Origin of the sequence: Rosettibacter primus, assembly GCF_036860675.1 — a bacterium.
GTDB lineage: Bacteria > Bacteroidota > Ignavibacteria > Ignavibacteriales > Melioribacteraceae > Rosettibacter > Rosettibacter primus.
The window spans coordinates 237807-257111 of the sequence record NZ_JAYKGK010000005.1 but is presented as its reverse complement, the minus strand read 5'-3'; the positions used below and the strand labels follow the sequence as shown (position 1 = coordinate 257111).

The following is a 19305-nucleotide window of genomic DNA, read 5'->3' as shown; positions in this document are numbered from 1 at the left end:
AAGCACAAAAAATACATTTTTTCTTTATGAACAGTATCTATTTAATACCATGAATTTCTAACTTCTATTTCATAAATTGTAGTTAAGTTTATTGATAATATACTTATGAATATGTCATCTGAAAAATCGTTTAATACAAAAACAAAATTTGGTTTTAAAGATATTTTAGAATTCGCTCCTGTAGGTATATTGATTTTTTCTAAAGATTACAGAGTTGAGTTTATAAATAACAACTTTTTCAAATTTGCAGGAGTTGTAGAATCTTCCCCTGAAATTTTAATTGGCAAAAGTATTTATGAGTACAGAATTTTTGAAAATCTTGACTTAAGAAAAGATTTGATAGAATTAAAAAACTTTGTTTCATTTGAAAAAGAATTAGCTGAATTAAAAACAATTTCCGGTGATAAAATTTCTGTTCTTCTAAAATGCGTTCCAATTGTTGTTGATAATCAATTTGAAGGAGGCATTTTAATTCTTGAAGATATAAAATATCCATCTTCACAAGAAAAAATTTCTCTAACAGATTCACAGAATTTTCTGAACTTTCTTTCAAAAATTAGCGAAGCAGTTTTTGTAGTAAATAAAACAGGTGAAATAAAGTTTTCATCTGAAGAAGTATTTGATAAGTATAATTTTCTGCTGGAATTAGAAACAACTGTTTATGGAAAAAAGCCTAAAAAACTTTCAGGCCTGCTGTTTAAAAAATTAATTGAGCAATCAGCACAAACAAAAAAAACTATATGGACAGAAATTCCATTTCTGAAAGATTCGATAGAACAAAAGTTAAATTTAGCAATTGTTCCTCTCGGTTCAGAAGACACTGCAGACGAAATATTTATAGTATTAATCTCAAAAAATGTTTATGAAAATCGAGATGTAGATGAAGAAATTAATGAGTTAAAGAGATATGAATTTATCTCATCAAATTTTATAGATGGTTTAATAGGTATTAAAAAAGACGGAAAAATATTTTTCTGGAATGAAGGTTCTGCAAAATTATTTGGTCTTACAAGAAGCGAAGTTTATGGTAAACCAATTTGGAAAATATTTCCCGAACTCAATGAAGATTTCCTAAAAAAACTTGAACAGGAACTCAAAGAAAATAAATTCAAAGAAACAGTAATTAAAATAGGAGAAGATGAAAGCATTTCTGAATTTTATTCAATAAGAATTGGAATATTGAAGGAAAAAGAAGAAGAAAGTTACATTCTTCTCTGCACGAATATAACGCAGAAAGCAAAATTAGAAGAAGACTTACGAAGGTCAGAAGAAAGATTTAGAAACATTGTAATCAATTCACACGAATTTATTTGTATACTTGATTTAACAGGAAAAATAATTTATGCAAACCCATATTTGCTTGAGGTTTTTAATTATACAGAAGAAGAAATCAAAAAATTATTCTTCATAGATTTGATAGATTCATATTATTTAATGAATGTCGGATTTAATCTCAACGATGTAAAGAATGATGTTATCCAGTCAATTGAACTCCCGCTGATTACAAAAAATCGGCAGACAATTTACACACTCGCAAGTTTTTCAGTTGTTCGTGATGAATCAAATTCTCCTTTGTATTACAATGTAATTTTAACAGATATAACTCAAAAGAAAGAATTTGAAAAGGACCTTCTGCTTATTCGCTCGATATTCGAAGCCTCACTCGATGGAATTGCTTTGATAAGCAAAAGAAAAATTTTTCTTGTTAATGATTCTTTTGTTAAAATGTTCGGATACAAAAGTGCAAGCGAAGTAATTGGTCATGACCCGCTAAATTTTGTTGAAAACAACAGCATTGTAAAAGTTGCAAAATTAATTCAAGAACTGGAAGAAGGGAAAATAACATCAACGAGATTATCATTTACAGGAATTACAAAAAATAATTCAATTATAGAATTAGAAAATTCTGTTTCCTCTTATGAAGTAGAAAATGAAAAATTCATTGTGTGGATTCTGCGTGATATAACAGAAGAAAAAAAATCAAAAGAAGCTTTACAGTTATCAGAGGAAAGATATAGAAGTATTTATGAAAATATTAATGAGAGTTTCTGGACTGCAGAAAGAATTGATGGCAAACTGAAGGAAGTTTTTTATACACCTGCAATTAAAAAAATTACAGGATATTCACCCGAATCTTTTTTAAATGACCCAATGCTGTGGAGAAAGATTATTCATCCTGATGATGTGAATGAAACAATAGAAAAACTCAATAGATTCTACAATGATACTGCAAGAAATTCTGAAACTCTTGAATACAGAATAATTGATTCTCTTGGCAATATCATCTGGATTGAAAATAAAATTAATGTTCAACGAGATTCAAAAGGAGAAATTCAAAAAATCTTTGGGATTGTAAGTGATGTTACTCTATCCAAAAAAGCTGAAGAAGAATTAAAAAAATCTGCACAGGAATTAAAAGAATTAAACGAAGCAAAGGACAGATTTATTTCAATAATTTCACATGATCTTAGAACTCCTTTCAGTTCGATACTGGGCTTTACAGATTTCTTGTTAAATGAGAAAGACCTTTCACCCGAAAAGCAAAGGCAGTATATCGAATTTATTCAGGAATCGGCAAAGAGTATGCTGAGTCTGGTAAATGCATTGCTTGATTGGACAAGACTTCAAACAGGAAGAATAAAATTTGAGCCACAAAAAATAAATGCAAAGTTGTTGATTGATAAGACAATTCAAATTTTGTCAGGTGCTGCATTACAAAAAAATATTCAGCTTATTTCAGAAGTTGAAAATGATTTATTTATTCATGCAGATGAAAATTTGCTTATCCAGGCTTTTAGCAATTTGATTTCCAATTCGATAAAGTTTACAAAGCCGGGAGGAAAAATTGTCGTTTCTGCAAAAGCTGATGTTGTTAAAAGAAATGTTCAATTTGTTGTTGAGGATAATGGAATTGGAATAAAAAAAGAAGATTTGCCAAAGCTTTTCAAAGTTGATGCTAAATTTACAACAACAGGAACAGCAGGAGAAAAGGGCAGCGGGCTTGGTTTATCACTGGTACACGAAATTATTCAAAAACATGGCGGTGAAATTCATGTTGAAAGTGAATACGGCAAAGGTTCGAAATTTATTTTTACAATTCCTGTTTCTTCAACTTCAATTTTACTTGTCGATGATATTCGATATGATAGAATACTTTATTCTAAATTGATAAAGAGTTTAATTTCGGGTTATTCAATTCTGGAAGCAGAAAATGGAAAACAAGCACTTGAAATTATAAAGCAGCATTCACCTGCACTTGTTATAACAGACCATAAAATGCCTGTTATGAGTGGATATGATTTGGTAAAACAACTTTTAATTTCTGATTTGAAATTTCGTCCACCTGTTATTGTCTTAAGCAGTGATATAAACAAGTCAATAGAAGAAGAATATAGAAGTCTCGGTATAGAATTTATTTTTCAAAAACCGGTAAATCTTAGCAACTTTAAAAGTGCAATAGAAAAATCATTACGGAAAGCAATGTTCTCTTGAAAATAATTATGTGTAACATGAAATTAATCAATTGAAAGATTTATTAAGAAAATAAAAGTTAGTATTTCCTTATTATAATTTATAAAACAACTGTGCGGTAATAAACCTGTTTATTTCGCTATATGGATTCTAGATATCTATCACTTTATTGAAGAAAAGGAAGAGAATTAAATAAGCTATGAAATTTTAAAGAATAAAAAATCATTCTTAATGAAGTGAAGAATCTTTTGTAAAAAAACTAAACTCAGAAAGATTTGAAAAAGAAAGCTTTAACAGTAATACAAAATAGTAGCCCCTGTTTTTGTTTGTAAAGTTAATAACAAAAATTTTTTACTTTTATAGCAAACTCTGTAAAATATAATTTGAATAAATAAAAAACCGCAGGGTTATAATGAATATTCATAAATCATTTCTAACTCTGCGGTTCTATTAAATCTGCCTAAATGAAGTTCGAATTTTTTTAACCTCGCATTTTATCAAGAAGGTCGTTAATAATTTTAGCCTCTTTTTTATTTATATGCTTAAATATGCTGTCAAAATCATCATTTAATTTATCTATCTCTTTGAGTAATTCTAAGCCCTTTTTTGTAATTATCACATTTACCTTTCTTCTGTCTTCCTTAGAATAAGTTCTTTCAACAAGTTCTTTTTTTGCGAGTCTATCAACAAGACGAGAAGCATCGCTCATTCTGTCGAGCATTCGTTCTTTAAGCAGATTAATACTTGCTGGTTCAGGATATTGGCCACGCAATATTCTTAAAATATTAAATTGATTGCTTGTTAAATCAAATTTGTCAAAAATTATTTTATGATAATTCTGCAACCAGCTGCAGCTATAAATAATATTTACAGCAAGTTTGTGATATTCATTCCTGAACTTTTTTTGCTTTATTTCTACTTCAAGCTTCATTATGATTTAATTAATTCGATATCAATAATTATATCAACATTTTCGCCAACTACTGCACCGCCTAATTCGAGCAATGCATTCCATTTTAAGCCATAGTCAAAACGATTAACCTGTCCTAAAACTTTGAATCCAGCTCTGGTATTACCCCATGGGTCTTTTACTGTACCATTATAAACTACATCAAGTTCTACTTGCTTTGTAATATTTCTGATAGTTAAATCACCCACAAGTTTATATTTCTTATCACTTACTTTTTTGAAAGATTTACTTACAAAAGTAATTTTTGGAAATTTTTCTGCATTGAAGAAATCATCTGACTTAAGATGAGTGTCTCTCTGCTGATTATCAGTGTCAATGCTGTTAACATCAATTGTGAAATTAATTTTAGCATCTGTGAAATCATCTTTTGATGTTTCTACAGTACCATCATAACTATTAAATTGTCCTGTAACCTCAGAAATTACCATATGAGTTACTTTGAACTGAACTTTTGAATGTGATTTATCAAAAGTCCATTTGGTTTGTGCATTTATAAATCCTGCCATTATGATTAAAAGAAATAATGTTTTCTTCATTTTGGTTCTCCTTTTTTTATTGAAATTAATTTATTTCTAATTATTACAAATGTTGTAACATGTAATTATTCTTAAAAGTTCATTTTAATTTTTTTGAAATATGCTAATCATTAATAATTATCTAAATAAGAGGTACATTATTTTTTATTAACAAATACTTATTTATTGTAGGGAATAAAATTCTTATCTTATTGTAAAGCATTGCTACAAAATTTTATTATGAATCTATTAAAAGCCATAACAATATTGTTGATTTTTACAGCTTGTTCTTCTGTTCCACGTTTTACTTCCAGTAATCAAATGGATAGCGAGAATTATGTATTGGAAGATTTATCTACGTACTCAGATTATCCTTCACTTGAAACTACATTTGGAACAGCTTCTTTTTATGCTGATAAATATCATGGCAGGATGACTTATTCCGGTGAAATTTTTGATATGAACAAAATTTCAGCTGCACATATCACTTATCCAATGAATACAATTGTAAGAGTCACAAATCTTTCGAATAATAAAAGTATTATATTAAGAATTAATGATAGAATGCCTTTATTTAAAGATAGAATAATTGACCTTTCATATGCAGCAGCAAAAGAACTTGATTTTGTTAATGATGGTTTAGCAAAAGTAAAAATTGAAGTGCTTAAGTGGGGTGATGGTAAAAAGTGATTATTCGTTGAACCCTTTTCTTGTTTTTATCATCAAATGTTTTGAAAATTATAAAACGAGGTAAAAATGTACATAGACAATCAATTAAAGGAAGAACTTAAGAAAGTATTATCGGTTCTAACAAAGAATGTTAAGATTGTTTTCTTTACACAAGAACTTGAATGCATGTATTGTAAAGAAACCAGAGCAATTCTTTCTGAACTTGTTGAAGTTTCAGACAAACTTTCTCTGGATGTAAAAAATTTTGTAATAGACAAAGAAGACGCAGCGAAATATGGAGTTGATAAAATTCCGGCAACTGTATTGCTTGATGAGAACGGTAAAGATTATGGAATAAAATTTTATGGGATTCCAAGCGGTTATGAATTTGCATCTCTTCTTGAAGACATAAAGATGCTCGGTACAGGAAGTACAGGATTTTCTAAAGAATTTGAAGAGGATGTCAAAAAAATTAATAATGATGTTCACATGCAGGTTTTTGTAACACCAACATGTCCTTACTGTCCTCAAGCAGTTATTACAGCTCATAAATTTGCTTACTTAAATGATAAAATAAAAAGTGACATGATTGAAGCAACAGAATTTCCTCACTTATCTCAAAAATATAATGTTCGTGGTGTCCCAAGAACAGTCATCAATGAAAATACATTTATTGAAGGAGCAGCACCAGAATATATGGTGCTCGATAAAGTTAAAGAAGCACTAAGTATTGTTAATGTATGATTGTCAAAAAAAATATTAAGAAAATAATTCCAGTAGCTGTTGGAGCTGTTTTGGGTTATGCATATTATTATTTTATTGGGTGTTACAATGGTGCATGCCCAATAAGCGGTAATCCATATATTTCAACATTGTATGGTGCTTTAATTGGTTTAATATGGACAATCCCTAGTAAGAAGAAAGATGATGAACAATCAGAAAATAACTAAAGATATTTATATTGAAGATCTTGTAGAACTTTTTCCTGAAGCAGTAACTTATCTTATGGAAAAAGGTATTCGTTGTTTACAGTGCGGTGAACCAATTTGGGGAACATTAGAAACGGCAGCTAAAGATAAAGGTTTTGCCGATAATGATATTGAAAAATTTGTTGAGGAATTAAATCAAAAGTATATTGCTTCAGTTTAATTAAATCTGAAGAGCAAAAATCATACTTTCATTGAATGGAATTTAATTCTTATTTTTAGTTACATAACTTTAAATAAAATAGAGAGAAAACAATGAATCAACAAAAGATAAAAAATTCAAAAGGCTTAACTAAAAAACAGCGCAGCTGGATTTATACAGGTTTTTTTATTGCATTAATTATTGTTTTATTTGTTGTAAATAACAGTGGAAGTGAACCTGAACAAGGACCCTATCCTCCAAACTATGTTCCTGCTGCACAAAAAAGCAGTGCACTTGCACCCGATTTTACATTGCCTACTACAGATGGCAAGATGTTAAAACTTTCCAGTTTGAGAGGTAAGGTTGTTATAATAGATTTCTGGGCTACCTGGTGCCCGCCTTGTAGAAAAGGAATTCCTGATTTAATTGATATTAAAAAACGTTATGGCTCAAAAGGAGTTGAAATTATCGGGGTTTCAGTAGATACTGATACTAAAGATGAGGTAATTCCTTTCATAAAAGAAAAAGGAATTAATTATCCTGTAGTTTATGGCAATCAGACTGTATACATGCAATATGGCGGAATTAGAGCTATCCCAACAACTTTTGTAATTGATAAAGAAGGAAAAATTGTTGCAAGTTATGAAGGCTTGGTCCCAAAGATTACATACGAAAATCACATAAAGAGAATTCTGGGATTATAATATATTTGTTGTAATTGATTAAGGTTGATAAATAAAGCCAGAGTAATTTTTGAGCTCTGGCTTTTTTATTCATTGTGGTGTTCGAAATCCTGATGCAAATTATTTTTTACTTCGAGATATTCACCAAATCGTTCGAGTAAATCCCAGGAATAAATTCCATAGTTATATCCATCTTTCCAAGTAATTTGGATAGCATAATTTCCAACAAGGTCAATTTTTTCGATTTCATATTTTCCTAATTTATTTGGTTCTTGTGGTGGTGGAGAATAGTGTCTCCACAAAATTGTTTCTCCTTTATTTCCCGCATCTGGTGATTCATCGCGCAAAAATTTTAATGGATATTTATAAACTTTGCCGTTGTCCCATTCAATTTCTAAGTACTCTTGTTTATGTAATTTTATTTTCTTTGGTGTTGCCATAATTAATTTTTTATAATTTTGTTAATTGATACTTTTAATAGGCTATTAAACATATTTAATTTATTGAAAAAAATTAAGTCATAATAAATTTAATCAGCTTAGCTTTCTTCGATTTACTTTTTGAAATTTTTATTGATGATAAAATTTTTTTCGTTGCATTGTCAATGGATTCTTTTCTATCTGTAAATATTTCTGCAATAATATCACCTTTTTTAATTTTATCACCAATCTTAGGATAAAAAATTATTCCTGCTTTAGGGTCAATATTATCTTCTTTTGTTAATCTTCCTGCGCCAAGCTCTGACGAAACAATTCCAATTTCGTAAGTATTGATACTTTGAACGTATCCTGTTTTTTCTGAATAAATTTTTTCATGAAATTTTGCTCTGGGATATTTTTCTGGATTTTTTAAGTAATATACATCACCACCCTGAAGTTTAACAATCTCAATAAATTTGTTGAAAGCTTTTCCATTTATAATAATTTCTTGAGCAATTTCTTTCCCTTCATTAATAGAAGAAGCTTTGTCTCCCAAATAAATCATAGCACCGGCAAGTGTTAAACTAAGTTCAAGTAAATTTTCTATTTTTTCTCCTTGTAATATTTTAATTGATTCATACACTTCAAGCCAGTTTCCAATATAATTCCCCAGTGGTTGATTCATATCAGTTATAAATGCAATTACATTTTTCTTAAATTCTTTTGCGGTGATTGTCAGTGAATCAGCAAGTTTGAGAGCATCTTCATATTTTTTCATGAATGCACCCGAGCCGGTTTTAACATCAAGAACAAGCCCATCAATTCCCTCAGCTAATTTTTTGCTCATAATACTTGCAGTAATTAAAGGTATTGATTCAACTGTTGCAGTTACATCTCTTAATGCATAAATCAATTTATCAGCAGGAGCTATTTCTTTTGTTTGACCAATCATCACTGCATTACATTTTTTTAGAATTCTTTTGTATTGAGTTAAATTAAGATTTGTATTGAAACCGGGGATAGATTCGAGTTTGTCAAGTGTTCCACCGGTGTGTCCCAATCCTCTCCCACTTATCATTGGAACATTTACTCCTGCAGCAGCAACAATGGGAGTAATTATTAAAGAAGTTTTATCGCCAACCCCGCCTGTTGAATGTTTATCTACTTTTTTTCCTTTAATAGATGATAGGTCAATAATTTTACCGCTGTTCAACATTGATAGGGTTAGATAATTTGTTTCTTTTTTATCAAGTCCATTTATAAATGCAGCCATTAAGAATGCAGAAAATTGATAATCTGGAATTTTTCCTTTTGTGAAATTTATAACAAGAAATTCAATTTCTTCTTTTGATAATTGTTTGCCATCTCTTTTTTTGCGAATTAATTCAATTGTATTCATGAAATTATCCACAATAATTTGTCAACCCAAAGTTAATAAACAATGTGGTAATTTGTATGAAATAAATTTATTTACCGTTAAATGAAAAGTGAAATAATCTTACAGAACAGAGAAAATATATATTAACAAAGTCTTGTGATTCTCAATTATGAAAATCTTTCCTTGAAACTCTCCTTCATTTTCTATTAACTTTCAAATACAAAAAATTCTTAAAGAGGTTTTTATGTTTGATAACAACTATAATTTTACAGTGTTAGAACGTTTCTTAAGATATGTTAAAATAGAAACTACTTCCGATGAAGAATCAAAAACATTTCCGAGTAATCCAAAGCAGCTTGAACTTTCTAAACTTTTAGTTGAAGAACTAAAAGAAATTGGAATGAAGGATGTTGAAATGGATGAATACGGATATGTTATGGCTACTCTTCCATCAAATACAGAAAAGGATGTTCCTGTAATTGGATTTATAGCACATGTTGATACATCTCCAGCAGTAAGCGGGAAAAATGTAAATCCTATCATTCACAAAAATTATCAGGGTGGAAATATTGTTTTACCTGCTGACAATACAAAAGTTATAGATGTTGAAAGTAATCCAGTTCTAAAAGATATGATAGGCTATGATATTGTTACAAGCGATGGGACAACATTACTTGGGGCAGATGATAAAGCTGGCATTGCAGAAATTGTTGATGCTATGAATTATTTAATCACACATCCTGAAATTAAACATGGAACTATTCGAGTTTGTTTTACTCCTGATGAGGAAGTCGGGCGCGGCACAGAAAAATTTGATGTAAAAAAATTCGGTGCTAAATATGCTTACACAATTGATGGAGGAACAAGAGGAGAAGTAGAAACTGAAACATTCAGTGCAGATGCAGTTGTAATTAAGTTTAATGGTAAGAATGTTCATCCCGGTTATGCAAAAGGGAAGATGATTAATTCAATTAAAATTGCTGCAAAGTTTTTAGAATTATTGCCAAAAGATTCTCTATCACCTGAAACCACAGAAAAACGAGAAGGCTATGTCCATCCAACTTCGATTAATGGAAATGAAACTCAAACAACAATTAAATTTATTATACGAGATTTTGATGCAGAAAAATTAAAAGAGTATGAATCACTCTTGAAGGATTTATGTAATAAAGCAATTGGATATTTCCCTGGTTCAACATTCGATTTCGAAGTAATTGAGCAATATCGAAATATGAAATATGTTCTTGACCAGCATCCTCAGGTAGAAGCTTATGCAATAGAAGCACTTGAACGGCTTGGAATAAAACCAATCAAATCTTCAATACGCGGCGGCACAGATGGTTCACGATTATGTTACATGGGACTGCCAACCCCGAATTTATTTGCTGGCGGACATAATTTTCATGCTTACACTGAATTTGTTGCAGTTCAGGATATGGAAGCTGCAGTAAAAATGATTGTTACTTTAGCACAGGTATGGGAAGAAAAATCGTAATTTATTCTACAATTTTGAAATATTCTAAAAAATAATTTGGGATTATAGCTCTGTTTATGAGTTGGTTTTTGGGTGGAATAGGTAATTTCCATAAAGATTATTTTTCTACTATTTTAAAAATTGTAGATAAGCCATTGCTCAATCATTCTGAAGATAAATTATTTATTGCTGCAGGAGGTAATCCTGATACTTGCAATTTTAAAATCTATCCTTCTAACAATGAAAAGAAAAATTGGCTAATCATAGGTGTAGGAATTTCTAAAAACAATAAAAAGAAATTCTTATCAGAATTAGATTGGGAAAATATTGTTGCTAACAACGAAGAAGAAAAATTTGATATTGATGGCCATTACATTTTAATAAGCTGGAATAAAGATAAACTTGTATTTATTACAGATAATTTGGGTTTGCGGGATTTTTATTATTGTAATGATAAATCGGGAAACATCCTATTTTCAACAAGAATTGATTGGCTTTCTAAATTAACATCATTAAAAATTGATTTTAAGGAATTTGGGAGCCGCTGGTTATTATTTAGTCAATTGACTACTAACTGTGTATTTAATAATATTAATCGTATTACCGCAGGCAAAAGTGTAACAATTAATAAAAATACAAACGAGATTAAAATAAAAGAAAAAAATTGGTTGCCTCTATTCAATGAGCAACATTATAACTTGCAAGATTTTCACGAGCAATTAAATGAACTTATATCCTTTCCACTGATTGAAAACAAATTATCATTAAGTTTATCTGGGGGATTAGATTCACGTTTATTATTCTCTTTGCTGCTTAAAAACAAAAATTACAACTGGGATACCCACAGCTTTGGTGAACCCAGTCATCCTGATTCAATTATTGCTAAAAGAATAACTTCCGATTTAGGAATACCCCACAAACAAATTTATTCACCGTTCCCACCATTAAAACAGTTTATGAATGAATTCTTAGAATTTAATGGGCAAACAATTGGCAATGTATCGGTTTCCTCTTTCATTCAATTAAGACACTATAAAGAATTAAAAAACAGTAACCAAATTATAATCGATGGTGCGTTTGGAGAAATATGGCGAAGAGGATTTTTTACAAAACTTTCGATTATTGGTTCAAACTATATTCTTGAAAAAGATTTTAATAAAATTTTACAATACTTGAGAGTAAATCGAGCAAACATTTTTAATGAAAATATTATTCAAACAATGATAAACGGCTGTAAAGAACAACTCGAAATATTATTTGACAATTTACCATCACCTCATAAAATAGGTATTGATAATTTCATAGAAATATTTGCTATCAAAACAAAGCTTCCAAATTATTTTTGCTATGAACAATCAAGATTAGATAATATTATAAAATGCTATATGCCTTTTATCCAGACGTCTCTATTAGAAAAAATATTTATTCTTCCATTAACTATTAGAAAAAATGGAAATCTTTTTAAACTGCTACTTAAGAATAATAATAAACGGCTAACTAAATATCCTTTGGTTAAGGGCTACACTATTTATCCATACTGGCTTAATAATACTCAAATGCGTATTTATAATTACATAAAAAATCGATTAAACAGACAAATAGATGAATCGAAAGTAATGCTTATTAGAAAATTATTTCCTTACATTTATGATTTAGTTAATTCAAGAACATTTAAGGAGTGTGATTATATTAATAAAAAGAAGATTATGTTCTTAATAGAACAATTCCAGCAAAAAAATTATAAAAATGAAATACTAAATGAATTAGACTGGTGGCTAACTTTTGAAATTATGAAACAATCCTTAAGTTTAGACTAAGGAAGGAAATATACTTTATGCCTCAACAACTTAAACGTGCAACTGATATTGCTTTAGGAATTAATATTTTTTTATTTGCAATTAAAGCAATAGTTGGAATTCTTTCTAATTCAATTGCAGTTATATCTGAAGCATTAAATTCATTTACAGATATTCTTGTATCAATAGGAATTAAAATAGCTGTAAAGGTTTCACGCGATAAACCAGACCAAAAACATCAATTTGGACACAATGCCGCCCAACCAATTGCGGCATTTATTCTTTCTGTGTTTGCTTTTGTCGTCGGGATTAACATTGTTGAAGAATCAATTAAAAGATTAATTGAACCACAAAATATTCGCGCAATTCCTGAAGTATATGTTGTTTTAATAGTTACAATAATTACTAAAATTATTTTGAATAGATATCAAATAAAAGTGAGCAGGAAGTATAATAGTCCTGCTATTAAAGCTGCATCGGTAGACAGCATAAATGATGTTCTTGCATCTTCAATTGCATTGCTTGGTGTTTTTGGTGCAAGTTATAATCTTAATTATTTTGACAGCATCGCAGGTATAATGGTAGCACTGTTTATTTTTAAATCTGGTTACGAAGTTGGAAGAGAAAATATTGATTATCTTATGGGCAGGTCAGCAAGCAACGAATTTGTAGAAAAAGTTAAAAATGTGACAATGAATATTGAAGGAGTAAAAGGAATTAATGATTTACGTTCACATTATGTGGGAAATAAATTCCATATCGAAATTCATATCGAAGTAGATAAAAATATTCCGACTTTACTTTCCCATGACATTGGCAACCGTGTCCGTTATGCTCTTGAAGAAATTGATGAAGTCCAAAAAGTTTTTGTACACATAGACCCAATATGAAATTTTATTAATATGATTTTTTCTTCACCTCAATATTTTTGCTTCATATTTTTGCACTTGCTCTTAACTAATTGACATTATAATTTTATATCAAAAAAAGAAGATGATTAATTGCAAGAACTAAAGAAACTTACATTACTGCACTTATTAAGATATAGTGCAGAAAAATTTTCTGAACGTCCCTCAATTTCTTTTATAGATTCTCAACCTTTAACATACAGAGAATTTAAAAATAAAATTGAATCTGTTTCTGCATTTCTGAAAAGTGAAGGGATTATTTCGGGAGATAAAGTTGCTATATTGAGTGAAAACCAGCCTAACTGGGCTATAGCATATTTTGCAATTACCTCAATGGGAGCAATTGCAGTTCCAATTATGACTGAATTTAGTGTTGCTGAAGTTCATCATGTGTTGCGCCATTCTGAGAGTAAAGCAATTTTTGTTTCTGCAAAGCAATTCAACAAAATTGAGGATTTCAAAGAAGGTAATATTCAATTACAAATTTTACTTGATGATTTTTCAATTATACCATTTCATACAAAGAATGATTTATTAAAAGAAATAATTTCAAGTGGAAAAAAAGAATTAGCAAAGATAAAAGAAGCAGCTCTTAAACTTGTTGGAATTTTTCCTGATGAAGTTGAAGAAGAAAATCCTGCTTTGATTCTTTATACATCTGGAACTACAGGTCATTCTAAAGGTGTAGTTCTAACACATAAAAATGTTGTATCGAATGCTATTGATACATTGAAAATTGTTGATGTTAAACCTGAAGATAGACTTTTATCAATTCTGCCTCTGTTTCATACAATTGAATCAACGCTTGGATTGGTAACACCAGTACTTGCAGGTGCATCTATAACATATTTGAACAAACCTCCTACTGCTGCTGTTTTGCTTCCAGCATTATCAAAAATAAAACCAACAGTAATTCTTGCAGTTCCTTTAATTATTGAAAAAATTTATAAGCTGAAAGTTTTGCCTGAGATTAATAAAAAAATAATTGTAAGAAGTTTATATAAAATTCCATATATCAGGAAAAAACTAAATAAAATTGCAGGCAAAAAGTTAAAGCATACATTCGGGGGAGAATTAAAAATGTTATGTCTGGGAGGCGCTCCCCTTTCTGCTGATGTAGAATTATTTTTGAAAGAAGCAGAATTTCCTTATGCTGTTGGTTATGGTTTAACAGAAACATCCCCTCTTGTTACAGGAACAAATCCAAAAGAAGTTAGATTTCGTTCCGCAGGAAAACCATTGCCAACTGTAAGAGTAAAAATTGATAATCCAGACCCAATTACAGGTGAAGGTGAAATTTTGATTAAAGGTCCAAATGTAATGAAAGGATATTATAAAGACCCTGAGCGCACAAAAAATACATTTACAGAAGACGGCTGGTTTAAAAGCGGTGATTTGGGTTTGATTGATAAAGATGGATATCTTTTTATTAAAGGTAGATTGAAAAATGTTATTATTGGTTCTAATGGTAAAAATATTTATCCCGAAGAAATTGAATCTATAATTAATGAATCGAAATATGTACTTGAGTCTCTTGTCCATGAACGAAATGGTCAATTGATTGCAAGGGTTTATCTTAATTATGATGAAATAGATAATGAATTTAAGATACAGAAATTAAATGAGTCTTCTGCTCGAGAAATTATAAATAAAATTTTATCAGATTTATTAAATCAAGTTAATGAAAGAGTAAATACATTTTCACGATTAACAAAAGTGATTGAACAACGAGAACCTTTCGAAAAAACACCCACTCAAAAAATCAAACGTTATCTTTATGTAGAGTAAAATTTTCTGAAATTAATCTTACTAAAACTAAATTTTTTTGAAACAAAACCATTATCTTAGTGTATGAGAAATCAAATTTAGAATGGGAACGACATGAGAAAATATTTAATTGCAATTTTAGTCATCTTGACAATTAACATATGTTTTGCACAAAATACTTTAGAAGTGCTGAAAAAAGATCATACTATAGATTCTTCTAAGGTAATATTACCTGATGAAATTTATAAACGAATTGATCAGGTAATCGTTCAAATTCTCTCAAATTATCATTATAAAAAACAGAGATTAAACGATTCTTTATCATCAGTAATATTTGATGAATACATTAAAAATCTTGATAATGCCAAATCATATTTTTTGAAGCAGGACATAGAAGCATTTGAAAAATATCGTTATCAATTTGACGATTTCTTAAACAGCGGTGACTTAAATATTCCTTTCGAAATATTTAATGTTTACAAAAAGAGATTAGGAGAACGAATTAATTACATAAAAAAATGCCTGCAAACTGAATTTGATTTTTCGATTGATGAATCATTTTCACCTGATAGAGAAAAAGCAGATTGGGCTAAATCAAAAGAAGAACTTGATGAAATCTGGAGATTAAGATTGAAAAATGATGCGCTTAATCTAATTCTTTCAGGAAAAGATTGGAAAGGAGCTGCAGAAGTTTTGCTCAAGCGTTATCAAAATTTTCATAAAATAATTTTGCAATATGAAGCCGAAGATGTTTTTTCTCTATTCATGAATTCTGTTACACAGGTGTATGACCCGCATACTGATTATTTCTCGCCAGCGGCATCAGAAAATTTTAGTATAAGTATGAAGCTTTCACTTGAAGGCATAGGTGCAACATTGCGTCAGGAAAATGATTATACTGTAGTTGCTGGTATAGTTCCGGGAGGACCCGCAGCAAAAAGTGGATTGCTGCACGAAGAAGACAAAATTGTAGGTGTTGCTCAAGGTGAAGATGGCGAGATGGTTGATGTTATTGGCTGGAGATTAGATGATGTAATTCAATTAATTAGAGGGAAAAAAGGAACTGTTGTTCGTCTCCAAATTTTGAAAGCAAGTGATGGACCAAATGCCATCCCAACAGAAATAAAACTTGTGCGTGATGAAGTTAAGCTTGAAGAACAAGCTGCTAAAAGTGAAATTATGAATATTCAACATGAAGGATACAATTTCAAACTTGGAATTATAAAACTACCATCATTTTATACAGACTTTGAAGCTCAACAGAAAGGCAAACCCGATTACAAAAGTACTACAAGAGATGTAAAAGAAATTTTAAAAAAATTCAAGGAAGAAAAAGTTGATGGTGTTGTTATTGATTTAAGAAACAATGGCGGCGGTTCACTTCAGGAAGCTATTCAACTTACTGGCTTATTTATAAAAGAAGGACCAGTTGTTCAAGTAAAAAATATGATGAACATTATTGAGGTTGATAAAGACCCCGACCCAGAAATTCATTATGATGGCCCTCTTGCAGTCCTTGTAAATAGATTTAGTGCATCTGCCTCCGAAATTTTTTCTGCTGCAATTCAAGATTATGGCAGAGGAATAGTTATCGGAGAAAATACTTATGGTAAAGGCACGGTTCAGAATCTTCTTGATTTGAATAGACATATTCCAATTGCCAACAAAAAACTCGGTCAACTAAAACTTACAATTGCAAAATTTTATAGAATTAATGGAAGCAGCACACAGCATAAAGGAGTTCAGCCAGATATCACATTTCCATCTCCTTATTCATCTGAAGAATTTGGAGAAAGTTCTCAACCAAGTGCATTGCCTTGGGACCAAATTCAACCGGCACAATATGAAAAATATGGTGACCTTTCAAAATTCATCTCCCTGCTAATTAAGAAGCATGATGAACGAACAAAAAAAGATCCTGAATATCAATTGCTTCTTGATGATATAGAAGAGTTTAAAGAAAATAGAGCAAAAAAAGTTTTCTCTTTGAATGAAGAAATAAGAAAACAAGAAAGAAATAAAGCCGAAGAACGAAAGAAAAAGAAAGAAGAAGAAAGAGCAAAAATTTCAGGCATTGATATTAAAGATAAAAAAGAAGTAGAAAGTCAATCTTCCATAACTAGCGATTATGAATTAAAAGAAAGTGCAAGAATTTTAGCAGATTTAATTTTAGCTAAAGTAGGATGAATAATTTTCTTAGCTGATATTATTAATGACTCCTAAAAGAAAAGTAAAAAAAGAAAAATCAATTTTTACTGATCAACCACCATCAAAAAGCCCGCTTTATTTTTATTTGATAATGATCTCTATTCCATTTCTGTTTTTTATTGTATTAGAATTGGGTTTAAGAATTTTTAATTATGGCTACGATTTGAGTATGTGGGAAGAAGTTGCACAAGGTAAATTGATGCTGAATCCAGATGCAGCAAGAAGATATTTTTCTAATGTTAAAAATACTCCTTCTTCAATTGAAGATGTGTTTGATAAAGTGAAAGATAAAGATGCTTTTAGAGTTTTTGTCCTTGGAGGAAGCAGTGCAGCAGGTTATCCATATATGCCAATGGGTTCTTTTTCAAGATATATTCGCAGAAGACTTGAATTAAATTATCCCCATAAAAAAATTGAAGTTGTTAATCTAAGTCTTACAGCAACTAATAGTTTTACAATCAGAGATTTTATTCCTGAAGTAATAAATCAAAAGCCCGACCTCATTTTAATTTATGCAGGGCATAATGAATATTATGGTGCTCTTGGTGTGGGTTCCTTAGAAACCGGAACAGGTTCAAGAGAGATTATCAATGCTATGCTATTTTTGAACAAATTTAGAACAACTCAATTGATAAAAAATTTTCTTAGGTGGATTACTTCGTTAATTGCCAAACCTGAAAATCCGTATTCTTCCGGAACTTTGATGTCGAGAATGGCAAAAGAAAAATATATTGCATTTAATTCTGAAACTTACAAAACTGGATTAAAGCAATTTAAGGAAAACATTGGTGATGTGTTAAGAAAACTTAAAGAAGGAAAAATTCCAGTTATAATCTCGACAGTAGCAAGCAATATCAAAGACCAGCCTCCGTTTATATCTACAAAATATAAAAACTATACTGCTCAAAGCGTATACAATGAAGCTATTCAGTTTTATAATAAAGGAAATTTCAAAAAAGCAGATTCACTTTTTAGATTTGCAAAAGATTTAGATGGATTAAGATTCAGAGCACCTGAGGAGATTAATTCTATAATTCGTAGTTTATCTAAAACTTATAATGTGCCTTATATAGATGTTGATTCGTTATTTTCTTCTATCAGCCCCAATAATATTATTGGAAATAATTTAATGACAGACCATCTTCATCCAACATTAAGGGGCTATCAATTAATTGGGAAACTTTTTTATGATAAAATGAACGAGATGAATTATTTACCGGATAATTCAAAACCTAAATATGAATATGGCATTCAAGATAGTATTACTGTATCTAATTTTATTATTTCAGAACTTGATTCAACCATTGCTGATTTTAGAATAAAGTTATTAAAAAATGATTGGCCATTTATTAATCCTTCAAAGAAAAAAACTATTGAAGAAGTATGTAATCCCAAAACATTTATTGATACCATAGCAATTGAATATCTTGATAACAAGTTGAGATGGATACAAGCACATGAAAAAGCTGCAAATAAGTATTTAATTAAAAATAATCTTGATGGTTTTTTGAATCATATCTCTGCTTTAATTTATCAATATCCATTCATAAAGGAAAATTTTAATCAGCTTGAAATCTTGGCAGTAAAGTATCTTAAAAATCAAGATTATAAAAATGCTTATAAAATATTAATTGCAGAATATAAAATTAAACCGAATTCTTTCTCATCAAAATGGCTTGGACAAATTGAATTAAATTCTGGAAATATACAACCTGCTATAAAATTTCTAGAGGAATCATTTTTATACGACAGCACTGATACTCAGGTAATTTATAATCTTTCCGGAGCTTATGCATTGAACAAAGAATATAACAAAGCTTTAACAACTGTAAAGAAATTACTCAAATTAGATTCCCGATATCCCGGTGCACAGGTTTTATATAATGAATTATTGAATATTGTAAGCAAATAATTTTTTC

16 protein-coding genes are annotated in these 19305 nt (G+C 29.8%); 12 read left to right on the top strand and 4 right to left on the bottom strand.

Going from position 1 to position 19305, the window contains the following annotated elements:
• The first annotated feature begins 111 nt into the window (after positions 1 to 111).
• Positions 112 to 3492: a PAS domain S-box protein gene (locus VJY32_RS08630; RefSeq protein ID WP_353677508.1), complete on the top strand. Its 3381-nt coding sequence runs from the start codon at positions 112 to 114 to the stop codon at positions 3490 to 3492.
• 460 nt (positions 3493 to 3952) lie between these two features.
• On the opposite strand, the gene VJY32_RS08625 is transcribed toward VJY32_RS08630, so the two are convergent.
• Entirely contained in the window at positions 3953 to 4402 is a 450-nt protein-coding gene (locus VJY32_RS08625) for a MarR family winged helix-turn-helix transcriptional regulator (RefSeq protein WP_353677507.1), read from the bottom strand.
• Positions 4402 to 4977 (bottom strand): YceI family protein, encoded by a 576-nt coding sequence (locus tag VJY32_RS08620; RefSeq protein WP_353677506.1) that lies wholly within the window; start codon positions 4975 to 4977, stop codon positions 4402 to 4404. The genes VJY32_RS08625 and VJY32_RS08620 overlap by 1 nt, the downstream gene beginning before the upstream one ends.
• A 219-nt stretch (positions 4978 to 5196) precedes the next feature.
• On the opposite strand from VJY32_RS08620, the gene VJY32_RS08615 reads away from it, so the two are divergent.
• The 5 genes from VJY32_RS08615 (at position 5197) to VJY32_RS08595 (ending at position 7457) form a co-directional block, all read left to right on the top strand.
• Positions 5197 to 5646, top strand: coding sequence for a septal ring lytic transglycosylase RlpA family protein (locus VJY32_RS08615; protein ID WP_353677505.1), 450 nt, complete (start codon positions 5197 to 5199; stop codon positions 5644 to 5646).
• Between the two features lie 66 nt (positions 5647 to 5712).
• Positions 5713 to 6369, top strand: a complete 657-nt coding sequence (gene pdo / locus VJY32_RS08610) for a protein disulfide oxidoreductase (protein WP_353677504.1) — start codon at positions 5713 to 5715, stop codon at positions 6367 to 6369.
• A complete protein-coding gene (locus tag VJY32_RS08605) occupies positions 6366 to 6575 on the top strand; it encodes a DUF6132 family protein (RefSeq protein ID WP_353677503.1) in 210 nt (69 codons plus the stop codon). The genes pdo and VJY32_RS08605 overlap by 4 nt, the downstream gene beginning before the upstream one ends.
• Positions 6550 to 6774 carry a DUF1858 domain-containing protein gene (locus VJY32_RS08600; RefSeq protein WP_353677502.1) on the top strand — a complete coding sequence of 75 codons (225 nt, stop codon included), beginning with the start codon at positions 6550 to 6552 and terminating at the stop codon, positions 6772 to 6774. The genes VJY32_RS08605 and VJY32_RS08600 overlap by 26 nt, the downstream gene beginning before the upstream one ends.
• Positions 6775 to 6866: 92 nt before the next feature.
• The gene (locus VJY32_RS08595) at positions 6867 to 7457 is read left to right on the top strand and encodes a peroxiredoxin family protein (protein WP_353677501.1); all 591 of its coding nucleotides are present in this window, start codon (positions 6867 to 6869) and stop codon (positions 7455 to 7457) included.
• A gap of 65 nt (positions 7458 to 7522) precedes the next feature.
• On the opposite strand, the gene VJY32_RS08590 is transcribed toward VJY32_RS08595, so the two are convergent.
• Positions 7523 to 7876 carry a gamma-butyrobetaine hydroxylase family protein gene (locus tag VJY32_RS08590; RefSeq protein WP_353677500.1) on the bottom strand — a complete coding sequence of 118 codons (354 nt, stop codon included), beginning with the start codon at positions 7874 to 7876 and terminating at the stop codon, positions 7523 to 7525.
• Between the two features lie 73 nt (positions 7877 to 7949).
• Positions 7950 to 9254, bottom strand: a complete 1305-nt coding sequence (locus tag VJY32_RS08585; RefSeq protein WP_353677499.1) for a thymidine phosphorylase — start codon at positions 9252 to 9254, stop codon at positions 7950 to 7952.
• Positions 9255 to 9477: 223 nt separating this feature from the next.
• Between VJY32_RS08585 and pepT the strand changes: the two genes are divergently transcribed.
• The 6 genes from pepT (at position 9478) to VJY32_RS08555 (ending at position 19298) form a co-directional block, all read left to right on the top strand.
• Positions 9478 to 10728, top strand: a complete 1251-nt coding sequence (pepT, locus tag VJY32_RS08580) for a peptidase T (protein ID WP_353677498.1) — start codon at positions 9478 to 9480, stop codon at positions 10726 to 10728.
• A 56-nt stretch (positions 10729 to 10784) separates the two neighbouring features.
• Entirely contained in the window at positions 10785 to 12524 is a 1740-nt protein-coding gene (locus VJY32_RS08575) for an asparagine synthase (glutamine-hydrolyzing) (RefSeq protein WP_353677497.1), read from the top strand.
• Positions 12525 to 12541: 17 nt separating this feature from the next.
• Positions 12542 to 13393 (top strand): cation diffusion facilitator family transporter, encoded by an 852-nt coding sequence (locus tag VJY32_RS08570; RefSeq protein ID WP_353677496.1) that lies wholly within the window; start codon positions 12542 to 12544, stop codon positions 13391 to 13393.
• 111 nt (positions 13394 to 13504) lie between these two features.
• Positions 13505 to 15199, top strand: a complete 1695-nt coding sequence (locus VJY32_RS08565; protein WP_353677495.1) for an AMP-binding protein — start codon at positions 13505 to 13507, stop codon at positions 15197 to 15199.
• A 93-nt stretch (positions 15200 to 15292) separates the two neighbouring features.
• On the top strand, positions 15293 to 17365 hold the full coding sequence (locus VJY32_RS08560; protein ID WP_353677494.1) for a carboxy terminal-processing peptidase: 2073 nt from the start codon (positions 15293 to 15295) through the stop codon (positions 17363 to 17365).
• Positions 17366 to 17390: 25 nt separating this feature from the next.
• Positions 17391 to 19298 carry an SGNH/GDSL hydrolase family protein gene (locus tag VJY32_RS08555; protein ID WP_353677493.1) on the top strand — a complete coding sequence of 636 codons (1908 nt, stop codon included), beginning with the start codon at positions 17391 to 17393 and terminating at the stop codon, positions 19296 to 19298.
• Positions 19299 to 19305: the final 7 nt, after the last annotated feature.